The 20,903-nt window shown below is 68.8% G+C and carries 22 protein-coding genes and 3 tRNA genes; 12 read left to right on the top strand and 13 right to left on the bottom strand.

The window, feature by feature from the left end; translation table 11 throughout:
* The first annotated feature begins 17 nt into the window (after positions 1 to 17).
* A complete protein-coding gene (locus ACN8HC_RS04740; RefSeq protein ID WP_490073730.1) occupies positions 18 to 971 on the top strand; it encodes an acyl-CoA thioesterase in 954 nt (317 codons plus the stop codon).
* The gene (locus ACN8HC_RS04735) at positions 968 to 1,756 is read left to right on the top strand and encodes a class I SAM-dependent methyltransferase (RefSeq protein WP_490073729.1); all 789 of its coding nucleotides are present in this window, start codon (positions 968 to 970) and stop codon (positions 1,754 to 1,756) included. Before ACN8HC_RS04740 ends, ACN8HC_RS04735 begins: the two co-directional genes overlap by 4 nt.
* A 6-nt stretch (positions 1,757 to 1,762) precedes the next feature.
* On the opposite strand, the gene ACN8HC_RS04730 is transcribed toward ACN8HC_RS04735, so the two are convergent.
* Complete coding sequence (locus ACN8HC_RS04730) at positions 1,763 to 2,692, bottom strand: NADP-dependent oxidoreductase (protein WP_490073728.1); 930 nt, start codon at positions 2,690 to 2,692, stop codon at positions 1,763 to 1,765.
* A gap of 158 nt (positions 2,693 to 2,850) precedes the next feature.
* Here ACN8HC_RS04730 and ACN8HC_RS04725 point away from each other — a divergent pair, with 158 nt between their 5' ends.
* Genes ACN8HC_RS04725 through ACN8HC_RS04715 form a run of 3 tightly spaced genes read left to right on the top strand, consistent with a single transcriptional unit; the run spans position 2,851 to position 5,245 of the window.
* On the top strand, positions 2,851 to 4,158 hold the full coding sequence (locus ACN8HC_RS04725) for a YncE family protein (protein WP_490073727.1): 1,308 nt from the start codon (positions 2,851 to 2,853) through the stop codon (positions 4,156 to 4,158).
* Between the two features lie 33 nt (positions 4,159 to 4,191).
* Positions 4,192 to 4,806: a GNAT family N-acetyltransferase gene (locus tag ACN8HC_RS04720; RefSeq protein WP_490073726.1), complete on the top strand. Its 615-nt coding sequence runs from the start codon at positions 4,192 to 4,194 to the stop codon at positions 4,804 to 4,806.
* A 40-nt stretch (positions 4,807 to 4,846) separates the two neighbouring features.
* Positions 4,847 to 5,245: a VOC family protein gene (locus ACN8HC_RS04715; protein WP_490073725.1), complete on the top strand. Its 399-nt coding sequence runs from the start codon at positions 4,847 to 4,849 to the stop codon at positions 5,243 to 5,245.
* Positions 5,246 to 5,344: 99 nt separating this feature from the next.
* On the opposite strand, the gene ettA is transcribed toward ACN8HC_RS04715, so the two are convergent.
* From ettA to ACN8HC_RS04680, 7 genes are all read right to left on the bottom strand, one after another.
* Positions 5,345 to 7,027: an energy-dependent translational throttle protein EttA gene (ettA, locus tag ACN8HC_RS04710; RefSeq protein WP_490073724.1), complete on the bottom strand. Its 1,683-nt coding sequence runs from the start codon at positions 7,025 to 7,027 to the stop codon at positions 5,345 to 5,347.
* Between the two features lie 90 nt (positions 7,028 to 7,117).
* Positions 7,118 to 7,660, bottom strand: a complete 543-nt coding sequence (locus tag ACN8HC_RS04705; protein WP_490073723.1) for a single-stranded DNA-binding protein — start codon at positions 7,658 to 7,660, stop codon at positions 7,118 to 7,120.
* 162 nt (positions 7,661 to 7,822) lie between these two features.
* The gene (locus tag ACN8HC_RS04700; RefSeq protein WP_490073722.1) at positions 7,823 to 9,457 is read right to left on the bottom strand and encodes a YfjP family GTPase; all 1,635 of its coding nucleotides are present in this window, start codon (positions 9,455 to 9,457) and stop codon (positions 7,823 to 7,825) included.
* The gene (locus ACN8HC_RS04695; protein ID WP_490073985.1) at positions 9,454 to 11,172 is read right to left on the bottom strand and encodes an ABC transporter; all 1,719 of its coding nucleotides are present in this window, start codon (positions 11,170 to 11,172) and stop codon (positions 9,454 to 9,456) included. The genes ACN8HC_RS04700 and ACN8HC_RS04695 overlap by 4 nt, the downstream gene beginning before the upstream one ends.
* Positions 11,173 to 11,362: 190 nt before the next feature.
* Positions 11,363 to 11,436, bottom strand: a tRNA-Arg gene (locus tag ACN8HC_RS04690).
* A 42-nt stretch (positions 11,437 to 11,478) separates the two neighbouring features.
* Positions 11,479 to 12,126: a phosphoribosyltransferase gene (locus tag ACN8HC_RS04685; RefSeq protein ID WP_490073721.1), complete on the bottom strand. Its 648-nt coding sequence runs from the start codon at positions 12,124 to 12,126 to the stop codon at positions 11,479 to 11,481.
* Complete coding sequence (locus ACN8HC_RS04680) at positions 12,123 to 12,248, bottom strand: hypothetical protein (protein ID WP_490073720.1); 126 nt, start codon at positions 12,246 to 12,248, stop codon at positions 12,123 to 12,125. Before ACN8HC_RS04680 ends, ACN8HC_RS04685 begins: the two co-directional genes overlap by 4 nt.
* Before the next feature lie 73 nt (positions 12,249 to 12,321).
* Here ACN8HC_RS04680 and orn point away from each other — a divergent pair, with 73 nt between their 5' ends.
* Positions 12,322 to 12,939, top strand: coding sequence for an oligoribonuclease (orn, locus tag ACN8HC_RS04675; RefSeq protein ID WP_490073719.1), 618 nt, complete (start codon positions 12,322 to 12,324; stop codon positions 12,937 to 12,939).
* Positions 12,940 to 13,018: 79 nt separating this feature from the next.
* Positions 13,019 to 13,094, top strand: a tRNA-His gene (locus ACN8HC_RS04670).
* Positions 13,095 to 13,151: 57 nt separating this feature from the next.
* On the opposite strand, the gene ACN8HC_RS04665 is transcribed toward ACN8HC_RS04670, so the two are convergent.
* From ACN8HC_RS04665 to ACN8HC_RS04655, 3 genes are all read right to left on the bottom strand, one after another.
* Positions 13,152 to 14,357 carry a cupin domain-containing protein gene (locus ACN8HC_RS04665; protein ID WP_490073718.1) on the bottom strand — a complete coding sequence of 402 codons (1,206 nt, stop codon included), beginning with the start codon at positions 14,355 to 14,357 and terminating at the stop codon, positions 13,152 to 13,154.
* The gene (locus tag ACN8HC_RS04660; protein ID WP_490073717.1) at positions 14,354 to 14,662 is read right to left on the bottom strand and encodes a BatC protein; all 309 of its coding nucleotides are present in this window, start codon (positions 14,660 to 14,662) and stop codon (positions 14,354 to 14,356) included. Before ACN8HC_RS04660 ends, ACN8HC_RS04665 begins: the two co-directional genes overlap by 4 nt.
* 136 nt (positions 14,663 to 14,798) lie before the next feature.
* Entirely contained in the window at positions 14,799 to 16,505 is a 1,707-nt protein-coding gene (locus tag ACN8HC_RS04655) for a YihY/virulence factor BrkB family protein (RefSeq protein WP_490073716.1), read from the bottom strand.
* Between the two features lie 114 nt (positions 16,506 to 16,619).
* Here ACN8HC_RS04655 and ACN8HC_RS04650 point away from each other — a divergent pair.
* The 3 genes from ACN8HC_RS04650 to ACN8HC_RS04640 all read left to right on the top strand — a co-directional run bounded on the left by ACN8HC_RS04650 (position 16,620) and on the right by ACN8HC_RS04640 (position 19,049).
* Positions 16,620 to 16,695 (top strand) — tRNA-Lys (locus tag ACN8HC_RS04650).
* Between the two features lie 117 nt (positions 16,696 to 16,812).
* Positions 16,813 to 17,850: an L-threonine 3-dehydrogenase gene (tdh, locus tag ACN8HC_RS04645; RefSeq protein ID WP_490073715.1), complete on the top strand. Its 1,038-nt coding sequence runs from the start codon at positions 16,813 to 16,815 to the stop codon at positions 17,848 to 17,850.
* A gap of 5 nt (positions 17,851 to 17,855) precedes the next feature.
* Positions 17,856 to 19,049, top strand: coding sequence for a glycine C-acetyltransferase (locus ACN8HC_RS04640; RefSeq protein WP_490073714.1), 1,194 nt, complete (start codon positions 17,856 to 17,858; stop codon positions 19,047 to 19,049).
* Here the strand turns inward: ACN8HC_RS04640 and ACN8HC_RS04635 are convergent, their stop codons facing one another.
* A complete protein-coding gene (locus tag ACN8HC_RS04635) occupies positions 19,050 to 19,346 on the bottom strand; it encodes a GroES family chaperonin (protein ID WP_490073984.1) in 297 nt (98 codons plus the stop codon). It lies immediately after the preceding gene.
* Between the two features lie 28 nt (positions 19,347 to 19,374).
* Complete coding sequence (locus tag ACN8HC_RS04630) at positions 19,375 to 19,659, bottom strand: DUF3618 domain-containing protein (RefSeq protein ID WP_490073713.1); 285 nt, start codon at positions 19,657 to 19,659, stop codon at positions 19,375 to 19,377.
* 127 nt (positions 19,660 to 19,786) lie between these two features.
* Between ACN8HC_RS04630 and bcp the strand changes: the two genes are divergently transcribed.
* On the top strand, positions 19,787 to 20,254 hold the full coding sequence (gene bcp, locus ACN8HC_RS04625; RefSeq protein WP_490073712.1) for a thioredoxin-dependent thiol peroxidase: 468 nt from the start codon (positions 19,787 to 19,789) through the stop codon (positions 20,252 to 20,254).
* Entirely contained in the window at positions 20,251 to 20,862 is a 612-nt protein-coding gene (locus tag ACN8HC_RS04620; protein ID WP_490073711.1) for a class I SAM-dependent methyltransferase, read from the top strand. Before bcp ends, ACN8HC_RS04620 begins: the two co-directional genes overlap by 4 nt.
* The last annotated feature ends 41 nt before the right edge of the window (positions 20,863 to 20,903 follow it).

The raw sequence follows: 20,903 nt of genomic DNA, 5'->3' as shown, positions 1-20,903 counted from the left end.
ATCGCTACGCTCGCCGGGTGACCTCCGACAACCCGACCCTTCAGCCATCGCCCGTCGAAGACCTGCTGTCCGTTCTCGACCTCCGCAACGTGGGCGAGGCACGCTCGAACTCGGTCATCGACGCCCCCGACGGCGCCCCCGAGATGGACCTCAGCGAGCGCACCCTGCAGTTGTTCACCGGCCGTAGCCAGCGCACGCCGCACGGGCGCGCGTTCGGCGGCCAGGTCCTCGCGCAGAGCGTCATCGCGGCCGGGCGCACCGTCGAGGCGGCCGGCCTGTCGACTCGGCCGATCCACTCGCTGCACGCCTACTTCATCCGGCCGGGCGACTCGGAGCACCCGATCGAGTTCGGGGTCGAGAACCTTCGCGACGGCAACTCCTTCTCGGTGCGGCGGGTCTACGCGATGCAGTACGGTCACACGCTCCTGTCCGCCACGCTCTCCTTCCAGGAGCCGGCGGAGGGCCTGGATCACCAGGCCGAGATGCCGTCGGTGCCCGACCCCGACCGGGTCCGCACCACCGCCGAAGAGCTGGCCGGCATCGACCATCCGGCGGTCGAGCACTGGAAGCGACGGGCACTGGACGTCCGCACCGTCGAAGGCGCGATCTACCTGGTGCCGGGGCGCCAGCATTCCGCACACCAGCACGTCTGGATGAAGGCCGTCGAAGCACTCCCCGACGACCCGTTGCTGCATGCCGCGGTGCTCGCCTACGCGTCGGACTACTCGCTGCTGGAGTCCGTGCTGCGCCGTCACGGACTGGTCTGGGCCGACCCCCGGCTGCGGCCGGCGAGCCTGGACCACGCCATGTGGTTTCATCGCCCGGGTCGCATCGACGACTGGGTGCTCTACGAGCAGGAGTCGCCCTCCGCGTCGGGCGGTCGCGGGCTCGGGCTGGGCAAGATCTTCTCGCTGGACGGCAAGCTGATCTGCTCGGTCGCCCAGGAAGGCATGGTCCGCGTCAAACAATGACCGGCGACGAGCACCTCCTCGCGGCCTGGCGCGCGGAGGAACGCGACCAGCCGGAGGGCTGGGACTTCAGCTCACTCGAGGGGCGGATGACGGAGGACTCCGAGCCGTGGGATCTGCCGGCCGTATGGCGGGCCGCCCTCGCGTCCGCCACGCGCGTGCTCGACATGGGCACCGGCGGAGGCGAGTTCCTGTCCCGCTTCTCCGCCGTGCTGCCGGAACACACCGTCGTCACGGAGGGCTGGCCGCTCAACGTGCGGGTCGCGCACGACCGGCTCGCGTCATACGGCGTCGGCGTGGTCGGGGCCGACAACGAGCCGGACGACTGCCTGCGGGAACGACTGCCGTTCGCGGACGCGAGCTTCGACTTGGTGCTCAACCGGCATGAGTCCTTCGCTCCGGCAGAGGTGTTCCGGGTGCTGTCGCCGGGCGGCAGCTTTCTCACCCAGCAGGTCGGAGGCGACGAATTCGCTGAGATACGAGAAGCTTTCGACATGCCGCCGACCGCGCCGCACGTGACCTACGAACGCTTTCGAATCGGCCTCACCGACGCCGGTTTCGACGTCGTCGACGGCGGCGAGACCTCTGGTCACTACGAATTCCGGGACGTGGCGGCGCTGGTCGCCTACGTGCAACTCGTGCCCTGGGACGTGCCGGACGACTTCACCGTCGAGCGGTATGCCGAGGCGCTGCTCGCCCTGCACGCGTCCGGCCCGGCAGCGGGGCAACCGTTGCGCGCGACGCGGAAACGCTTCTGGCTCCAGGCCATCAAGCCTTCCGGCAGCTGACCGTCCTCACGGCACGATGACCAGCTTGCCGCGGGTGTGGCCCTCCCGACTGAGGTCGAACGCCGTGCCGACTTCGTCCAGGCCGAAGGTTCCCGCGACGTCGACCGTGAGTTTGCCGGCATCGGCCAGTTCCGCCAGCGTCACGAGGCCGTCGTGGTCCGGTCGCACCCATACGTAGTCGCCGCCGTGCGCCGTCACCGTGGGGTCGGCCACAGATGCGTGCCGGCCACCGGGAGCGAGCACTGCCAGCGTGGTGTCCTCGACGTCGCCCACGAAATCGGCCGACGCGTCGACACCGTGCGGAGCGAGCGAACGGACCCGCTCGGCGAGGCCCTCGCCATACGTCACGGGTTCCGCGCCGAGAGAGCGCAGATAGGCGTGGTTGCGTTCGGACGCCGTGCCGATGACCCGCGCCCCGGCGGCGACCGCAAGTTGCACGGCGCAGCTACCGACCCCACCGGACGCACCATGGACGAGCACCGTCTTGTCGCTCCCGTCCGGCCAGATCCCGGTCGCCCGCAAGGTGCGGAGCGCGGTCAGTCCGGCGAGCGGCAGGCCGCCGGCCTGCTCGAAGGTGAGGGTGTCCGGCTTACGCGCGACGGCGACCGCGGAAACCGCGACGAGTTCGGCGAAAGTACCCGCATGCACGACGTCCTTACGTGCGTAGGCGTAGACCTCGTCACCGATTGCGAATTCGGGGGTGTCGGGACCCACTGCGCGCACAACACCGGCGACGTCCCAACCGGGGATCACCGGGAAGACGGCGTCCATCAACCCGTCGAGATAGCCGGCCATCACCTTCCAGTCGACCGGGTTGAGCCCGGCTGCCCGCACCTCGATGAGCACGGCACCGGGCGCGACCTTCGGGTCCGGTAGTTCACCGACCGTCAAGCTCGAATTATCTTGGCAATAGGACGAATAAGTGGCTGCACGCATCACTGACTCTCCGGTCGGGGACGGCTCACGTCGAGCCGCGTTCAGTGTAGGACCGCAGACCGTGCGACCTCCGGGCCGAGGGCTCGCAGGGCCGGCGACGGCTCGCCGGAACCTGAGGAATGACGCGAATCCGTGGGATCGCACCATATTCTGCAGGCATGGGTGAACGAACCCGCTGGCGCCAGGAGCGGGTCTACGTCCGCCGCAGACGGGTTGCGCTCGCAGTTGTGGCGATCATGTGTCTGGTCCTCGCGACCTCGGTGGTCGCACTGTGGCAGTCTTTCAGTCCCGGCGCGGCGGAAGCGCAAGGTGCTCCGACGTCCAATCGGGCCAGCACCAAAGCCGCTGCTGCCGTTGCGAGTTCGAGCGCACCGCGACAGCGACAACCCTCATCCGGCACCGCCTTGCAACAGATCGACCGGTTCACCGGTGGCATCACGCCCAAGTCCGTCGACGCGAGCGGACACGGGCTGGTGCTCGCCAACAACATGATCTACAGCCACTCGATCACGGTCTACGACAGCAAGAGTCACCAGTTGGTCAAGCGCCTGCCGGACTCGATCGACCTGTCGAAGTTCGGCTTCCCCGATCACCGCGGCGTCGCCAAGGGTGGACCGGTCGAAGCCGCGTGGACCAGCGACGCGAAATACGCCTACGTCTCCAACTACGTGATGTCCGGACCGGGCTTCAAGGGTTTTGCCAAGGACGAGTGCTCCCCCACGAGCGGCTTCGACCGCGGCTTCGTCTACCGCTTCAACGCCACGACGATGGACTGGGACCAGGCGATCGAGGTCGGCGCGGTGCCGAAGTTCGTCGCGATCACCCCCGACCAGCGGTCAGTAGTGGTCAGCAACTGGTGTGACTTCACGATCAGCATCATCGACCGCGCAACGGCCAAGCAGGTGAAGGTGATCAAACTCGCGGCCCAGCCGCGCGGCATCGTCATCATGCCGGACAACCGGACGGCATACGTCGCCGCGATGTATGGCAACAAGGTCTTCCGGGTCAACCTCGCGACCGGCGAACATCACGTGATCCTGGCCGTCAACCGGCCGCGGCACTTGGTGCTTTCCCCCGACAGCAGGTGGCTCTACCTCGCGGCGAGCGGCACCAACCGCGTCTACAAGATCGACACCAGCACGGACAAGGTGGTGTCCCAAGTGGTTTCGGGACCGGAGCCGCGCAGCATGACGATCTCGCAGGACGGCACCGCGCTGTATGTCGTCAACTACTTCGGCAAGTCCGCGAGCAAGATCCGCACTGCCGACATGAAAGTCGTGCAGCGGGTGCCGACCGATCCGTCCCCGATCGGCATCACCTACGACGACGCGACGCATCAGGTATGGGTCGCGTGCTACGGAGGCAGCATGCTCGTCTTCGACGACAGCAAACGGTTGGCGTCGGCATCGCCGCCTGCCGGCGCGGCACCCACCCCGGCAGGCACGGTCAGCGCGACGGCCGAATGAACCGCGCCGAGGTCGTGTGCTGAGATTCGACGTATGCCGATCCCGCTCCCTCTCACGCCGGTCACCCTGTCCGGGCGACTCGTCCGCCTCGAACCGCTCAGCCACGACCACCACGACGGCCTGGTCGAAGCGGCCGGCGACGGCACGATGTGGGATCGCTGGTACACCTGGGTGCCGCGGCCGGACGGGATGCGCGCGGAGATCGACCGCCGGCTGGCGCTGCAGGACGCCGGCACGATGCTGCCCTTCACAGCGGTCCGCGTGGCCGATGGAGCCGTGCTGGGCATGACGACCTTCATGGACATCGTGCCGTCTGTGCCGCGCGTGGAGATCGGCTCCACCTGGAACCGTGAGTCGACCCATGGCACCGGGACGAACGCGGAGAGCAAGCTGCTGCTGATGACGCATGCCTTCGAGACATGGCAGGTCGAAGCGGTGCGCTATCGCACCCACAAGATGAACCTGCAGTCCCGAGCCGCCATCGAACGGCTGGGCGCCGAACTGGAGGGCATCCTGCGCGCCGACTCGATCGACGAGCAGGGCGTCGTGCGGGACACCGCACAGTACAGCATCGTCGCGCGCAGCTGGCCGATGGTGAAGGCCAATCTTCAGCACCGCCTTCGGCACCGGTGGCCTGACCTGCCGTAACTCGGTTGCCGGTGTCAGCGGTCCCCGACACGATGGCCGGATGACTTCACGAGCCGCGAACTTCTGCATCGACGCTGCCGATCCCTGTGCCCAGACCCTGTGGTGGGCACAGGTTCTCGGCGACTACCGGATCGAGTGCGGCGACGAGCCGCAGCCGGGTGACGAGGAGGCCGGGTTGACCGGGCCGGACAACACCTATCTGTTGTTCCTCAAGGTGCCCGAGCCCAAGACGGTCAAGAACCGCATGCACATCTGCCTGCGGTCCACCGACCTCACCCGGGACGAGGAGGTCGAGCGCATCCTCGGCCTCGGAGCCACCATGGTCGACGACCTCCGGCAGCCCGACCGCGGCTGGGCGGTGCTGGCCGACCCGGAGGGCAACGAGTTCTGCGTCCTCCTTTCGGACAAGGAACTCGCCGCCCGCTCCTCGGTCGAGTAGCGCCCGCACGGCGCGGCGCAGAAGGGCCGGGCCCGAAATGGACCCGGCCCTTTGCGCGGACGGTGCGCCACATTCAGAGCGTTCGACTGGAGGCCGAACTCAATCGCGGGTGAGGCGGCGGTGGGTGACGCGGTGCGGGCGGGCGGCGTCGGCGCCGAGCCGCTCCACCTTGTTCTGCTCGTAGGAGTCGAAGTTGCCCTCGAACCAGTACCAACTGGCCGGGTCCTCGTCGGTGCCCTCATACGCGAGGATGTGCGTCGCGACCCGGTCGAGGAACCACCGGTCGTGGCTGATGACCACCGCGCAGCCGGGGAAGTCGAGCAGGGCGTTCTCCAGGGAGCCGAGGGTCTCGACGTCCAGGTCGTTGGTCGGCTCGTCGAGCAGCAGCAGGTTGCCGCCCTGCTTGAGGGTGAGCGCGAGATTGAGCCGGTTGCGTTCGCCACCGGACAGCACGCCTGCCTTCTTCTGCTGGTCCGGGCCCTTGAAGCCGAATTGGGACACGTAGGCACGGGAAGGGATCTCGACCTGGCCGACCCGGATGTGGTCCAACCCGTCGGAGACGACCTCCCACAGCGTCTTCTCCGAGTCGATGCCGGCTCGGGACTGGTCGACGTAGGAGATGTCGACGGTCTCGCCGACCTTGACCGAGCCCTCGTCCGGCTCTTCGAGACCGACGATGGTCTTGAAGAGCGTGGTCTTGCCGACGCCGTTCGGACCGATGACCCCGACGATGCCGTTGCGCGGCAGGGTGAACGACAGTCCGTCGATCAGCACCCGGTCGCCGAAGCCCTTCGTGAGGTCGGTGACCTCGATGACCTGCGAACCGAGCCGCGGTCCCGGCGGGATCTGGATCTCCTCGAAGTCCAGCTTCCGGGTGCGCTCGGCCTCGGCCGCCATTTCCTCGTAGCGCGCGAGGCGCGACTTGCTCTTGGTCTGGCGCGCCTTCGCGTTGGAGCGGACCCACTCCAGCTCCGACTTCAGTCGCTTCGCGAGCTTGGCGTCCTTCTTGCCCTGGATCTGCAGACGCTCCTGCTTCTTCTCCAGGTAGGTCGAGTAGTTGCCTTCGTAGGGGTAGAGCCGGCCCCGGTCGACCTCACAGATCCAGCCGGCCACGTGGTCGAGGAAATAGCGGTCGTGGGTCACGGCCAGCACGGCGCCGGCGTATGCCGCGAGGTGCTGCTCGAGCCAGTTGACCGACTCCGCGTCCAGGTGGTTGGTCGGCTCGTCGAGCAGCAGCAGGTCGGGCTTGGACAGCAGCAGCTTGCACAGAGCGACTCGGCGCCGCTCGCCACCGGAGAGCACCGTCACGTCGGCATCGCCCGGCGGGCACTGGAGTGCGTCCATCGCCTGCTCCAGCTGCGAGTCGAGGTCCCACGCGTCGGCCGCGTCGATCTTCTCCTGCAGCTGACCCATCTCGGCCATCAGCTTGTCGAAGTCGGCATCCGGCTGCGACATCTCCTCGGAGATCGCGTTGAACCGGTCGAGGTCGGCCTTGATCTGCCCGAGGCCTTCCTCGACGTTGCCGCGGACGTCCTTCTCCTCGTTGAGCGGCGGCTCCTGCAGCAGGATGCCGACGCTGTAGCCGGGCGAGAGCCGCGCCTCACCATTGGAGGGCTGGTCGAGGCCGGCCATGATCCTCAGGATCGTGGACTTACCGGCACCGTTGGGGCCCACGACGCCGATTTTCGCGCCGGGGTAGAAGGACATGCTGACGTCATCGAGGATCAGCTTGTCCCCGACAGCCTTGCGCGCCTTGGTCATGGTGTAGATGAACTCGGGCATGCCAATCAGGCTATCGGGGCGATGCCGCCCCGCCGAAATCGTGGCAGCCCGCCCGGTGCCGGGCGTGACGAACGTCTCCCGCCGGCTCGGTCAGCCCGCTTGCTCGACCAATGGACCGGTGGACGCGGTGGGCAGGTCGTCGTCCTCGACCGGCTGCCCGAAGGGGCCTTCCCCGTCGGCCTGCTCCGCGACGGCGCGCTCCGCCCAGGGGTCCGTCCGCCCGGCGGATCCGGCCTGGCGCCAGCTCGGCTGCTGCTCGCCGGACTGCCGCTGACTCGAGACCCGCTGGTAGGTGGCGATGCCGAAGCGCAGGTCCGGACCGACGCCGCGTGCCTCGATCTCCGGCGCGGAGCGGGTGTCTCCGGTTGCGGTCTCCCACTGGTCGATCCGCAGCGTCCCCTGGACCACCACCGCGTCGCCCTTGGACAGGGACTTGTAGACGTTGCTGCCGAGCTGCCGGAAGGCGACCACCTTGTAGAAGGAGCTGCGGCCGTCCACGTAGCCGCCCGTTGCCTGATCGCGGTGGAACTCGTTGACCGCGACCCGGAAGGTCGTGAAATCGCCTTTGGCGCTGGTGATCCGCTCCGGCTTGGCGACCAGGTTGCCGCGGATGGTCAGGGTTGTCTCGTTCATGTCGCATCCTTCGCACTGTTGCGGGCGGCGCGGCCGTCGGTCGCGCCGGCTGAGTGGTCTCAGCGTGGAAGGAATCGAGAAGGCTGTGCAGGGTCGCCGCGACATCCTGTGCACGAGACGCCCCGGCAGGTCCGGGATGTGCACAACCGCAGCGCGAACCGATCAGCCGGCAGCGACGGCGAGCGCCTCTCGCGTGTCGCGGTGCGCCTGCAGCACGTGCGCCACCGGATCGACGATCGCCTCGATCCCGACCACTGCGATCGACGCACGCAGGCGACCCTCCATCTGGGCGGCGCGACGTCGGGCCCCGCGAGCCGCCACCCACCGGGAGATCAGAGCCAGCAGCAGACCCGCGAGCAGGCCGAACACCAGCAGCAGCAACGGGATCGGCAGTCCCAGCCATTTCGGCGCGCTGGTGTCGATGTGGGCGAAACCGAGCACCGCCAGCACGACCAGCCAGCCCAGTCCCACCACGGCAACAGCAGCGAAGAACCATTGCAGCACGGAGCAGACGGTCCACCAGGCCGGCTTGCGGCCGTGCAGCTCGGTGCCGATCACCGCCTGGTCGAGGGCGTCGTGCAAGCGGTCGTCGCTCGGTGTCGCCGCTTCCTGAGCGGCATCCGCCCAGGGAGCCGGCAGTCCCTCGGCGGCTCGCCGGCCCAGCTTGCGACTCGCGACGTCGACCGCCGCACGGGTCGCCGGGCCGGGCGGCGGCAGCGACGTCCTGCCGAGCGCGAGCTTGGCGCCCGAACGATTCATCGCGTGGGCATCGTCCAGCCGCAGACGCCGCAACGGCTCGGGTCGCAGGCGGTGCACCCACCGGGTGAACGGCCAGCCACCGTGACGCTCCGCCTGCAGTTGGTAGTCACGGCGGACCGCGTCGACCACCGCCGGGACACCAGCGGCCCGGCACAACGCATCGGTCAGCTCGAACGCATCGTCGGCATGCAGCGTCGGCTCGTGCGGAGCGACACCGGCCTGCAAGCTCCGCGCCGACGCGCGCACGTCGGCGAGCAGCCGCTGCTCGGCGGCATTGCGCTGCTGGACCACCGACGCGATGGTGCCCGCGAGATCGTCCACGCCATACCCGCGGACGGCGGACGTGGGCAGGACCGGGACGTCCGCGAGGCCGTCGGCGGCGAGCAACCGCTGCAGGTCCTCGATGCACTCGGAGATCTCGGCACGGCCGAGGCGGTCGATCTGGTTGAGCACCACCAACGAGACGGCGCTGTGGCTCGCCATCCGTTTCACGTAGTCGTCGTGGAGCACCGCGTCGGCATACTTCTGCGGGTCGGTGACCCAGACGAACACGTCGGCCAGCTCGATCACCCGATCGGCTTCGGCACGGTGCTCCGCGACCCGTGAGTCGAAGTCGGGCAGGTCGAGCAGCACGAGCCCGTCCAGTGTCTCGGCGCGGCGGGCGGTGCGCGGCACCTGATGCCGGGTGCCGACCTGCAGCCAGTCGAGCAGCTCACCGCTCGGCTCGTCGCCCCACATCGCCGCCGTGGGCACCGACGTCGTCGGGCGGCGCGCACCGATTCGTGAAACCGGCTCTGCCACCAGGGCATTGAACAAACTCGACTTGCCGCTGCCGGTCGCGCCGGCCAGCACCACGACGGTGCGACCGCCCACGATCGACTGACGGGCGGGGACCTTGCGCAGCACGTGCTCGGCGTGCGCCACGGCGTCGGGCGGCAGCTTGTCACCACCCATGCGCAGCGCCTCGCGGAGCGCTTCGGCGTGTGCCGTGACCTCGTCCCAGCCGCTCTTCTTCTTCGGCTTCTTCTTCGCACTCATCGCGCCGCCCTGACCTGCTCCACGGCCGCTCGCAACTCGGTCGCGGACGTCGCACCCGTGCCCACTCCGGCCAGCACCTCATCGAAGCGGGCCCGCTCGGCGGCATACAGCTCCTCGCTGCGCGCGAGCAGCCGGGTGCGCGCCTTGCGCGCCAGGGTGCGGACCGCCTGGTCACCGAACACCGCTTCGAGCAGCCGTTGCGCCAGGACGGCCGAGCCGCCCGCGATCCCGACCTCGGCCCCGGTGAGGCCGGCGGTGGCGGAGAAGACGACCAGCATCAGCAGCACCGCGATCCCGTTGACGCCGAACGCCAGGAACCGCGCGGTGGTGCGTTTGCCGCCCGCCTCGTCCCGCACCATGGCGAGCACGTCGTCCTGCCAGGACCGCACCAATTTCTCCGTCTCTGCTTGGAAACCCTTGCTGACAGAGGCAAGTTCGGGATGTTGCCGGACGAGCTCCGCTCCCCCGGCGGTATGCCGCCACGACCGCGTCACGTCGATCGCCGCCGTCTCTCCGCGCGCCTGCAACAGCGCGGCGACACCGGTCTGCAGCGCGGCGCCCAGGTCGTTGGCGGGCTGCTGACGGCCTCGTCCGCGCAGCGCGGTGCCGACCCGATCGCGGATCCGGCTGACTCCTGCTTCGAGCTGCCGGAACACCTCGCCCGTGCCGACGAACTCCTGCCATCGCGCGAGCACCTCGCCGCGCAGCAGTGTGCCGTCCTCCATGCCGGCGGCGACGCCGGCCAACGCTGCGGCATACGCATCCCTTGCGGTGTCGCGCAGCTCGCCGATCGCGTCCGACTGCTCGATGAGCGCCAGCTCGAGTGCGGCAGCGCGGCTGTCGAGCGAGTCGAGCGCGCCCTGCAGCGTCCGCCGGATCACGATGCTGCGGGCGTGCTGATCAGCGGCCAGCGAGGACAGCCAGCCGTTGATCCGTGCGACCTCGACCTGCGGCAACAGGCCGACCCGGCTGAGGGTCGTCTCGGCGATCGCGAACACCGGTGACTGGCCGAGGCCCTGCTCCATGAGCATTGTCGCGAAGTCGGCGCGGACCTCCTCCATGGCATCCAGTGGCACCCGGTCGAGCACGACGGCCACCGACGTGCCCCGTTGGATCGCCTGGTGCAACAGGTCCCAGGGCACCGCATCGGCATACCGCATAGCCGTGGTGACGAAGAGCCAGAGGTCCGCCGCGGCGAGCAGCTGCCGCGCGAGGTCGCGGTTGGCCGCGACCACGGAGTCGATGTCGGGTGCGTCGAGCAGGGCCAGGCCCTGCGGCACGTTGCCCGGCACCAGACGCAGCGTGCCCGGGTCGCCGGCCTCCTCCACGTCGCCGGTCAGTCGGGCCAGCCCTGGCAACACCCTGCTGCCCGTGAACCAGCGCTCGTCGGCCGGGTTGTGGATCAACGTCGAGGCCCGGGTCGTGGGCCGCAGCACCCCGCTCTTGGTGACCACTTCTCCCACCAGCGAGTTGACCAGCGTGGACTTTCCGGCACCCGTCGAACCACCGACGACCGCCAGCAGCGGGGCATCGAGCGACGCAGCGCGCGGGAGGATGTAGTCGTCCAGCTGGCCGAGGAGTTCGGCCCGGTCCCGCCGCGCTCGCTCGACGGCGGTCAGCTGGAGCGGGAATGCCGTCGCGGCGACACCGCGGCGCAGGGTCTGCAACGCGGCCAGCAGTCGTTCACCATCGACGTCCCCGGACACACCGGTCATCATTTCGCGGCGGCGTGCGCGACTCAACTTGGCCCGCCGTGGACGGTCCGGAAAGCCGGCGATCCAGCGTCGGGTGAGAGCGGAGTCACCGTGCGCCCCCGTCGGCGGCTCGCCCGGCCTCGTACCTCGACCGCCCGAAGCCGCCTGTTACTTCTGCCGCGGTCGCAAACCAGCAGCAAGCTGCTGTGTGCGCCCCCGGCAGGACTCGAACCTGCGACCTAGACATTAGAAGTGACTTGCTCTATCCAGCTGAGCTACGGGGGCAAGGATCCGCAGATTACCGGACTTCGGCGTGGGCGCCCCGTGTCACCCGATCAGGCGGCGGACCTCGTCGTGCGAGGTCTGCGCGAAATCCCGATAGCCCGCGCCGACCGCCACGAACTGCGCCGGCATCCAAGGGCACACCAGCCGGTCGACCTCGGTGGCGAGCGCCCGGCACACGTCGGGCGGACCGATCGGCACGGCCGCCACGATGTATGCCGCCCCCTGCTGCTGTATGACGCGCAGCGCGACACGCATCGACGCACCCGTCGCGAGGCCGTCATCGACGACGAGCACCACGCGGTCGCGCAGCGGCAGCGGCGCGCGGGAGCCCCGGTAGCGCGACTCGCGGCGCCGCAGTTCGGCCGTCTCCTTCTGCAGCACCCGCTCGAAGGTCCGCTCCCGGACCCGGCCCTGCGCAATCACCTCGGGATTGCGCACCACGAGCAACCCAGAGGCGCCGGCGGCCACCGCGCCCATCGCCAGTTCCGAGTGGCGCGGGAGCCCGAGTTTGCGGACCACGAGCACGTCCAGCGGCAGCCGTAGTTCCCGCGCGACGACAGCAGCGACCGGCACGCCGCCGCGCGGCAGACCCAGCACGACGGCGTCCTCCCGGCCGGCGAACTCGCGGAGTGAATCAGCGAGCGCCAGCCCCGCCGCCACCCTGTCGGCATACGGCTCGCGGTTCGTCACGATCGCGCCGATCCTGTCCGCAGTGGGCGATCGTCGCCGGGCGCGAAGCGCATCGCGACCAGGGCGATCGTCAGCCGGCGGCGCAGTGCGGGGCGCCGGTCCGAGTAAGGCGGCAGCGTCACCGGGGCACTGTATGTCGCGCCGGCGCGTCATACCAGCGCAGGCTTCCGCGCCGGAGATCCCTAGAGTGATCGGGTGAGCGAAGACAAGGCACGCACCGACCGCATCGTCTGGATCGATTGCGAGATGACCGGCTTGAGCCTGACCGACGACGCGTTGATCGAGGTGGCCGTCCTGGTCACCGACTTCGAACTCAACCAGCTCGGTGACGGCGTCGACGTCCTCATCAAGCCGCCGCAGGAAGCGCTCGACCAGATGAACGACTTCGTCCGCGCCATGCACACCAAGAGCGGCCTGCTCGACGAACTCGCGAACGGCGTGACGATGGACGAGGCCCAGCGCCAGGTCATGGACTATGTGCGCCAGCACGCTTCGGAGGCGGGCAAGTGGCCGCTCGGCGGCAACACGGTGAGCACCGACCGCGGCTTCCTCGCCCGCGACATGCCGGAACTCGAGGCGCACCTGCACTACCGCATCATCGACGTGTCCTCGATCAAGGAGCTGTCCCGCCGCTGGTATCCGCGGGCCTACTTCAACGCACCGGTGAAGACCGGCGGCCACCGTGCGCTCGCGGATATCCGCGAGTCGATCGCCGAGTTGCGCTACTACCGGGAGGCCGTTTTCGTCGCGCAGCCCGGCCCGGACAGCGAGACCGCCAAGGCGATCGCAGCCAAGTTCACCCTCTCCGAGTGAGCAGGCCGGGGGTGGTCACGACCACCCCCCTGCGAGCAGGTACGATTGTCCGCGCTGCCTCCGATCGGATGCAGCCATGGTGGGTGTAGCTCAGCTGGTAGAGCGTCGCGTTGTGGTCGCGAATGTCGCGGGTTCAAGTCCCGTCACTCACCCCATTCCCACGAAGGGCCCGGCCGCTCGGCCGGGCCCTTCGTCTGTATGGCGGCAGGGGATCACCGCTCGCCGAGCAGCACGACCCCGGACCGGAGCAGCCGACGCGTGAGGTCCAGTCCGAGCCGCGATGCGGCGAGTGGTCGACCCTCCACCAGCTCCTGTATGGCGGGCAGCTGCTCCGCCTCGAAGTCGAGCCAGCCGACCCGCGTCTGCAGACGCGAGCGGTCCCACCAGGGTGCGAGCCCGCCGCGGAGGCAGATCACCGACTGCTCGGTGAGCTGGTCGAGCGCTGCCCGTTGGGCGAGCGGGCCGAGCGGGGCCGGCCGTTGCTGGCTGCGCCGGGCCCGCCGGAAGGCCGGTGCCGGGTCGGACTCGTCGAGCGCGGCGACGAGTTGTTTCCGCACCTGCGCCGCAACCGCGTCCGGGCTGTCGACGCCGACCGGCAACGACTCGCGTGCCGCGGGATCCTCGCGCAGCCGGGCGAGCGCTTCGTGGACGAGCTGCTCGGCCACGACATACCGCGTCCAGACATGCACGCCGAGCGTGAGATGGATGGAGAGTTCGCCCTGCGCCTCGGCGGCGTGCAGCCAACCACGCGGCAGGTAGAGGCAGTCGCCGGGGCGCAGCACGGTGTCGATGGCGGGCTCTTCGCGCGCCGCCGCCGCCACCGCCGCGCGATGATCGGTCCACGGCTGGTCGCGCAACGGGTCAGGATGCACCGGCCGGTGGATGATCCAGCGCTTGGTGCCTTCGACCTGCAGCACGAACACGTCGTGAACGTCGTAGTGGTCGTCGAAGCCGCGGTTCTGCGGCGGTGTGACGTAGGCGTTCGCCTGCACCGGATGCGCGAGCTCGCTCGCCAGTTGTGCGGTGAACTCCCCGATCGGCGCCCAGGTCCGGTGCAACGCCTGGAGCACGATCGTGGCGCCGTCGGCGAAGTGCCGCCATACGGCGGTGTCGTCGAGTTGGTCGGCAATCGTGGCGCCCACACCCGCCGGAGCGGTGAAACTGCTGTCCGGCACCGTCGCGCCGTTCTTCGCGAGCCGCAGGAACGGCGTGCGCAGGCCGCGGTGCGCGATGAGTTCGTCGACCGTGTCCGCCGAGAAGAGGTCAGCGTAGTCACCGGCGGCGCGTGTCAGCAGCGCGTGACGGCCCCAGAAGTCCCTGGCGAACTCCGCGACGGAGGTGCGCATGAGGCGCTGCTGGGCGGCCCCGGCGCCTGAGGTGGCATCGGGGCCGTCCGGCTCATGCTGCACCTGGCTCAACTGCTCAGGCTGGCACCGCCGTCGGCGCCGCCGTCCTCCACCCCCGACTCACCGGAGGCACCACCGTCGGCCGGGCCCTCCCCGCCCGCTCCGCCGGTTCCGGTGCCTGCACCGCCGTCCGCGCCGCCGTCGTGCACACCGGAGTTGCCGGAGGAAGCACCACCGTCGGCCGGACCCTCCGCGCCTGCACCGCCGTCCGCGCCACCGTCGTGCGCACCGGGCTGACCCATCGCCCCGCCGTCAGCGGGACCTTCGTGGCCCTCCTGGCCTTCCTCAGCGGGCGGGTACTGCGTGGAATCACTCATGCGTCCTCCTACGGGTCATGGCCCGCGGCCCGGGCCGTGAGGGATCGCGAACATCGTTCACGACGCAGCACGAATGGCTGCACCGTCGCTCTACCCCATCGGCACGGACTCGAAAAGGGACCGGACGTCCCTCTCGTCAGCGAGCGGTGCGCCTCGGGTGCGTGCCGAACCAGAGTTCGCGTCGGTTCTGCTGGTGGCGCTCCACCTGTGCCCGCAGCTCGCTGGGGGCCGGCTCGGTCCAATGGTGCTTCGGCTCGTGGTCTGCCGGCTGGGGCGGAGTGTGGGCGGCCTTGGCCGCCTTCTCCGCCTGCTCCGCGTCGTATGCCGCCCGCCGCGCCCGGCGCTCGGCGTAGATCTCGTCGCGTTCCGGTGTCTCCGGCGGGTCGTATTCGGCACGCACCCTGGCGACCGCCGCCCACCGCTCCTGACGGGTGATGGAGGACTGCTCGATCTTGCGCTTGCGCTCGACTTCCTGCTCGCGCTCCTTGCGTTTGCGTTCCGCCTTTGCGCGCTGCCGGTCGAGCCGGTCACGCACGATCCGGGCCTTCCCCGCCTTGAGCAGGAAGTCGTCGCGCCGGCGCAGCCGTGACTCCTCGATGGCGGCTGCTTCCGCTTCCAGGTCGTGTGCCACGGCGTGCTCTCCTCGGTTGTCGTCGGCGGGTCGCGGGACACTCGCGTCACGCGGCCCGACCAGACCAGTCTTACCCGATCGCCCGGCCGTGCTCGCGTCGCCCACCAGTTGCGCGGCATGTCCGGCCAGCAGCGCCGGGCGCCCGTAGATGTTGCGGTCTCCTGCGGCGTCCCGCATCGAATCGAGCCGCAGTTCGTGCGCGGTGTCGTATTCGTCGGCCGCCTTGAGATCCTGTTTGCGCCACGTCTGGTCGTCCTTGGGCGGCAGCAGGATCAGCTCCTCGGCGGGCAGGCCGGACTTCAGCTGCCTGGTGCGGATCAGCTCCGCGTCCACCTCGGCTCCGAACAGCATGGCCACGTTGGTGATCCACAACCAGAGCATGAACATCAGCGCGCCGGCGAAGGCGCCATACGTCTTCTGATAGCTGGCGCCGTGCGACAGCCCGAAGTAGATGACCAGCACCGCCGAGGCGACCACCCACACGGCGAAGCCGATCAGGGCGCCCCAGGTGAAGATGTTCCGCTTGGTCTTGCGGACGTTGGGCGTCGCCCAGTAGAGCATCCCGATGATGAACACCACGATGAGCACGACGAACGGCCATTTGGCGATGTCCCAGATCTGTGTCGCCTGGCTCGGGATCCCGACCTCGGCAGCGATCGAGTCCGCGACCTTGCCGGTGGTGACGAGCGCGAACATCACCAGGATGAGCAACACGATCTCGACGATCGTCACGAGGTAGAGCGCCGGCCGCAGCTTCCACACCGGACGGCCCTCGGGCACGTCGTAGATCGTGTTGAGTGCCCGGCTGAAACCGCCGACGTAGCCGGACGCCGACCAGATCGACAGCAGAATGCCGACGGCCAACGCGATCCCGCCACCGCCCTGGGTGTGGACGTGCTCGACGAAGGTGCGGATGTTCTCGATCGTCTTGTCGTGCGTGCTCTTGCCCAGGACGCTCGCCACGATGTCGATCACCTTCGTCGGCGTGTCCTTGCCGCCGAAGACGTTGATCAGCGACAGCACGGCTATGAGCCCCGGAAAGAGGGACTGCATCGAGAAGTAGGTGAGCGCCGCGGCCTTGTCGGTGCACTGGTCGGAGCCGAATTTGCTCACCGCCCGCTTCAGCGCCACCTTCCAGTCGGCCTTCGCGGTGACGTCCGGCGTCTCCTCGGGGCGCTCGACTTCTTCCTCGTCCAACAGCAGCATCGACATCCGAAGTCATCCTTCGATCGGGGCCAGAGGTGAGGGACCTCTTGGCAACCTAGCGCCTGGCACACTCGATTTCATGTCTGCAGCGCGTGCCTGCTATGTTTTTCCACGCACCGAGCGCCATTAGCTCAATTGGCAGAGCAGCTGACTCTTAATCAGCGGGTTCGGGGTTCGAGTCCCTGATGGCGCACCACCTGCAAAAGCTCCGAATCGTTCTGCGGTTCGGAGCTTTTCGATGTGTGCCGGGTGTCTCCGGTATGACGTGACCCCGCTCACCCGCTCGGCAGCACGTCGTAGCAGACTGTCCGACGTGCGTGCGCTGGCAAAGACAGGGGCCCGACCGGGTCTGGAGCTGATCGACGCCCCGGAGCCGTCACCCGGCCCGACGGACGTCAAGATCAAGGTATGGCGGGCCGGTCTCTGCGGCACCGACCTGCATCTGGAGGGCTGGGACGACTGGGCCGCCTCCACCGTGAATCCGCCGCTCATCACCGGGCACGAGTTCTTCGGCGAGGTCGTCGAGACCGGCGCCGACGTGACCAGCGTCGAGGTCGGCCAGAAGGTGTCCGGCGAGGGGCACGTGGTGTGCGGCGAGTGCCGCAACTGCCGTGCCGGACGACGGCACCTGTGCATCCGGACCAGCTCGGTGGGCGTCAACCGGGACGGTGCCTTCGCCGACTATGTCGTCATCCCCGCGTCCAACGTGTGGGTGCAACCGGACGACATGGACCCCGACGTCGGCGCGATCTTCGACCCGTTCGGCAACGCCACGCACACCGCGCTGTCCTTCCCGATCGCCGGCGAGGACGTGCTCGTGACCGGGGCGGGACCGATCGGTGTCATGGGCGCTGCGATCGCCAAGCACGTCGGGGCGCGGTATGTCGTCGTGACCGACGTCAGCGACTACCGGCTGGAGCTGGCCAGGGCCGCCGGCGCCGACCGGGTGGTCAACGTCTCGCGCGAGCGGATCGCCGACGCCCAGCGCGACCTGGGCATGCGCGAGGGCTTCGACATCGCCCTGGAGATGTCCGGGAACCCTTCTGCGGTCGCCGAACTCATGGACAACATGAACCACGGTGGCCGCATCGCCATGCTGGGGTTGCCGGGCGACCCGTTCGCCATCGATTGGGGCCGGGTCATCACCTACATGCTGACGATCAAGGGCATCTACGGCCGCGAGATGTACGACACCTGGTACGCCATGAGCGCGATGCTGCAGTCGTCGCCGGAGCTGGAGCGCGCGGTGCGCTCGGTCATCACCCACCGTTTCCCGGCCGAGCAGTGGCAGGACGCGTTCGCCGCCGCCCGCTCCGGCGACTGCGGCAAAGTCGTCATGGATTGGAGCTGAAAGCCATGTACACCAACAAGGACTCGCTCGTCGCCACCCTGCGGGAGATCGACGACGCCGGGCTGACCAAGCACGAGCGCGAGCTCTCCGGTCCCCAGTCGGCACATGTGAAGACCGCCGGTGCGCAGGCGCTGAACTTCTGTGCCAACAACTATCTGGGGCTCGCCGATCACCCGGACGTGGTCGCCGCGGCCCGAGATGCGTTGGACGAGTGGGGTTTCGGTATGGCGAGCGTGCGCTTCATCTGTGGCACGCAGACCCAGCACCGGGAGCTCGAACGGCGGATCGCCGACTTCCTCGGCACCGATGACGCGATCCTCTATTCGTCGTGTTTCGACGCCAACGGCGGCATCTTCGAGGTGCTGTTCGGTGCGGACGACGCGATCATCTCCGACGAGCTCAACCATGCATCGCTGATCGACGGCATCCGGTTGTCCAAGGCGAAGCGGTTCCGCTACAAGAACGCCGACATGACCGATCTGCGCGGTCAACTGGAAGCCGCGAAGGCGGCGGGGGCGCGGCATACCGTGATCGTGACGGACGGCGTCTTCTCGATGGACGGCTACTACGCCCCGCTCGCCGAGATCTGCGACCTAGCAGAGGAATTCGGCGCCCTGGTGATGGTCGACGACTCCCACGCGGTCGGGTTCGTCGGCGAGAACGGCGGCGGCACGCCGGAATACTGCGGCGTCGTGGACCGGGTCGACATCGTCACCGGCACCCTGGGGAAGGCACTCGGCGGTGCGTCCGGCGGGTATGTCGCGGCTCATCAGGAGATCGTCGATCTGCTCCGGCAGCGGTCGCGGCCCTACCTCTTCTCGAACGCCGTCGCGCCCTCGGTTGTCGCGGGGTCGATGAAAGCCCTTGAGATCGCGGGCAATTCCCGTGAGCAGCGCGAGAAGCTCGCGGCCAACACCCAGCTCTTCCGGACGCTGATGACCGAGGCCGGCTTCGAGGTGCTTCCGGGCAGCCACCCGATCACGCCGATCATGTTCCCCGGTGAGGACGGCGCGCGGCAGGCCGCGCAGATCGCCGACGCCATGCTGCGGCGTGGGGTCTACGTGATCGCGTTCTCTTATCCGGTGGTCCCGCGGGGCAAGGCCCGCATCCGGGTGCAGTTGTCGGCGGCGCACAGCGAGGAGGACGTGCGCGCGTGTGTGCGGGCCTTCGAGGAGGCCCGCGCCGAGGTGCAGCCGTAACTACAAGTACAACCCGGTCGAGCCGGTATCGACGCGCTGTGCCGCGACGGCGTGCAGGTCGCGCTCGCGCAGCAACAGGTAGGTGCGGCTCTGCAACTCGACCTCGGCACGGTCCTCGGGGTCGAAGAGCACGCGGTCGCCGATCTTGACCTGGCGCACGTGCTGCCCGATGGCGACGACCTCCGCCCAGGCGAGCCGCTTCCCCACCGATGCCGTTGCGGGTATGACGATGCCGCCACCGGACTTGCGCTCGCCGCCGTCACCGTCGGCAGACACCAACACGCGGTCGTGCAGCATCTTGATGGGCAGGTTGCCCGGGGTGGTCTCAACCACGTGCGCGCCGCACCAGGCCGATCGTCAGCAGCAGCGCCGCCACCCCGCCCAGCACCATGGCGAGCTTCTGGGTGTCGAGTTCACCGTCCGGGGTGTGGGTGAAGCCGCCGACCTTCAGCTTGGCGTCCTCCACACCGCGCTTGGCCAGCTCCTTGGGCTGCGCACGGAAGGCCAGCTCGTCGATGGTCCCGGCCAGGCGCTCACGCGTCGCCGCAAGATCCGCCTCGATCTCCTTGGCGGAACGCGTGGCTGGTGTCGCGGGGGCCTTGTCAGCCATGGGATTCTCCTCGGCTCGAAGTTCGTTCGGTACGGGACGCACGACCCGGGCATCGTGTGTCGGACTCGCCTGAGACGATAACGCAGTAATGCTCACACGTAACCGGTAGCTCCCAGGAGGATCAAGCATGTCGCGACTCGAGATCGGCGATCAGGCTCCGGCGTTCACGCTTACCTCGGACACCGGCAAGCAGGTGTCGCTGGCCGACTTCGCCGGCAAGCACGTGGTCATCTTCTTCTACCCCGCGGCGATGACACCCGGTTGCACCAAGGAGGCCTGCGACTTCCGTGACTCGCTCACGACCCTGCAAAGCGCGGGCTACGAAGTCATCGGCATCTCGCCGGACAAGCCCGAGAAGCTGGCCAAGTTCGTCGACAAGGAGTCGCTCACCTACCCGCTGCTCGCCGACCCCGACAAGCAGGTGCTCGAGGCCTACGGTGCCTATGGCGAGAAGAAGCTCTACGGCAAGGCCGTCGTCGGCGTCATCCGGTCCACGATCGTGGTGGACCCCGACGGCAAGGTGGAGCTGGCGAAATACAACGTGAAGGCGACCGGCCACGTCGCTTCACTCGCCAAGGCGCTGAAGCTCGCATGAGCAACCTGTCCCGATGGGAGCAGGGGCACCGCGGTTACGGCGCACGGTTCGCACAACTGCTGCGCGACGGGGTCGACATCACCGGTGAGGCACGCCTCGCGGACGTCCTGCTGCCGCGTGGCAGCCGGGTGCTCGACGCCGGCTGCGGCATGGGGCGGATCGCCGCCGCGCTGGAGGCCACCGGTCACGACGCCTATGGCGTGGACCTGGACGCGGAGCTGTTGGCGATGGCCGGCCGCACCTATCCCGCGCTGCCCGTTGCCCAGATCCGGTTGGAAGATGTCAGCCCCGAATCACTTGCCGCGCAGGAGTTTCCGACGTCGTACGACCTCGTCGTCTGCGTCGGCGACGTCATGGTGTTCCTCGCCGAGGACTCCGAGCGCGACGTGCTGGCGGCCTTGCGCACGGTCGTCACGGACAACGGCCGCCTGCTGGTCGGCTTCCACCAGGACGACTCCACGTCCGGCAAGCGCGCCTACCCGGCAGACGAGTTCATCGCCGATGCCGAGGCGAGCGGCTGGCAGCTGGAGTCGCGCTTCGCGACATACGACCTGCGGCCGGAGCCGGGCGACGACCTGTTCTTCGTGGGGATCCTCCGCGCCGTCTGATCCCCCACTCTGACGGCGCTGCCCCACTCTGACGGCGCTTC

Source organism: Flexivirga sp. YIM B11880 (assembly GCF_058148645.1).
The sequence above is the reverse complement of the archived record's forward strand: the minus strand, read 5'-3'. Positions and strand labels throughout refer to the sequence as shown.

What these genes read in the sequence shown, in the direction of transcription:
- ACN8HC_RS04735 (WP_490073729.1), top strand. Translation starts at nt 968, where the DNA reads ATGACCGGCGACGAGCACCTCCTCGCGGCCTGGCGCGCGGAGGAACGC.
- ACN8HC_RS04730 (WP_490073728.1), bottom strand. Translation starts at nt 2,692, where the DNA reads ATGCGTGCAGCCACTTATTCGTCCTATTGCCAAGATAATTCGAGCTTG.
- ACN8HC_RS04725 (WP_490073727.1), top strand. Translation starts at nt 2,851, where the DNA reads ATGGGTGAACGAACCCGCTGGCGCCAGGAGCGGGTCTACGTCCGCCGC.
- ACN8HC_RS04720 (WP_490073726.1), top strand. Translation starts at nt 4,192, where the DNA reads ATGCCGATCCCGCTCCCTCTCACGCCGGTCACCCTGTCCGGGCGACTC.
- ACN8HC_RS04715 (WP_490073725.1), top strand. Translation starts at nt 4,847, where the DNA reads ATGACTTCACGAGCCGCGAACTTCTGCATCGACGCTGCCGATCCCTGT.
- ettA (WP_490073724.1), bottom strand. Translation starts at nt 7,027, where the DNA reads ATGCCCGAGTTCATCTACACCATGACCAAGGCGCGCAAGGCTGTCGGG.
- ACN8HC_RS04705 (WP_490073723.1), bottom strand. Translation starts at nt 7,660, where the DNA reads ATGAACGAGACAACCCTGACCATCCGCGGCAACCTGGTCGCCAAGCCG.
- ACN8HC_RS04700 (WP_490073722.1), bottom strand. Translation starts at nt 9,457, where the DNA reads ATGAGTGCGAAGAAGAAGCCGAAGAAGAAGAGCGGCTGGGACGAGGTC.
- ACN8HC_RS04695 (WP_490073985.1), bottom strand. Translation starts at nt 11,172, where the DNA reads ATGACCGGTGTGTCCGGGGACGTCGATGGTGAACGACTGCTGGCCGCG.
- ACN8HC_RS04660 (WP_490073717.1), bottom strand. Translation starts at nt 14,662, where the DNA reads ATGAGTGATTCCACGCAGTACCCGCCCGCTGAGGAAGGCCAGGAGGGC.
- ACN8HC_RS04655 (WP_490073716.1), bottom strand. Translation starts at nt 16,505, where the DNA reads ATGTCGATGCTGCTGTTGGACGAGGAAGAAGTCGAGCGCCCCGAGGAG.
- ACN8HC_RS04640 (WP_490073714.1), top strand. Translation starts at nt 17,856, where the DNA reads ATGTACACCAACAAGGACTCGCTCGTCGCCACCCTGCGGGAGATCGAC.
- ACN8HC_RS04635 (WP_490073984.1), bottom strand. Translation starts at nt 19,346, where the DNA reads ATGCTGCACGACCGCGTGTTGGTGTCTGCCGACGGTGACGGCGGCGAG.
- ACN8HC_RS04630 (WP_490073713.1), bottom strand. Translation starts at nt 19,659, where the DNA reads ATGGCTGACAAGGCCCCCGCGACACCAGCCACGCGTTCCGCCAAGGAG.
- bcp (WP_490073712.1), top strand. Translation starts at nt 19,787, where the DNA reads ATGTCGCGACTCGAGATCGGCGATCAGGCTCCGGCGTTCACGCTTACC.
- ACN8HC_RS04620 (WP_490073711.1), top strand. Translation starts at nt 20,251, where the DNA reads ATGAGCAACCTGTCCCGATGGGAGCAGGGGCACCGCGGTTACGGCGCA.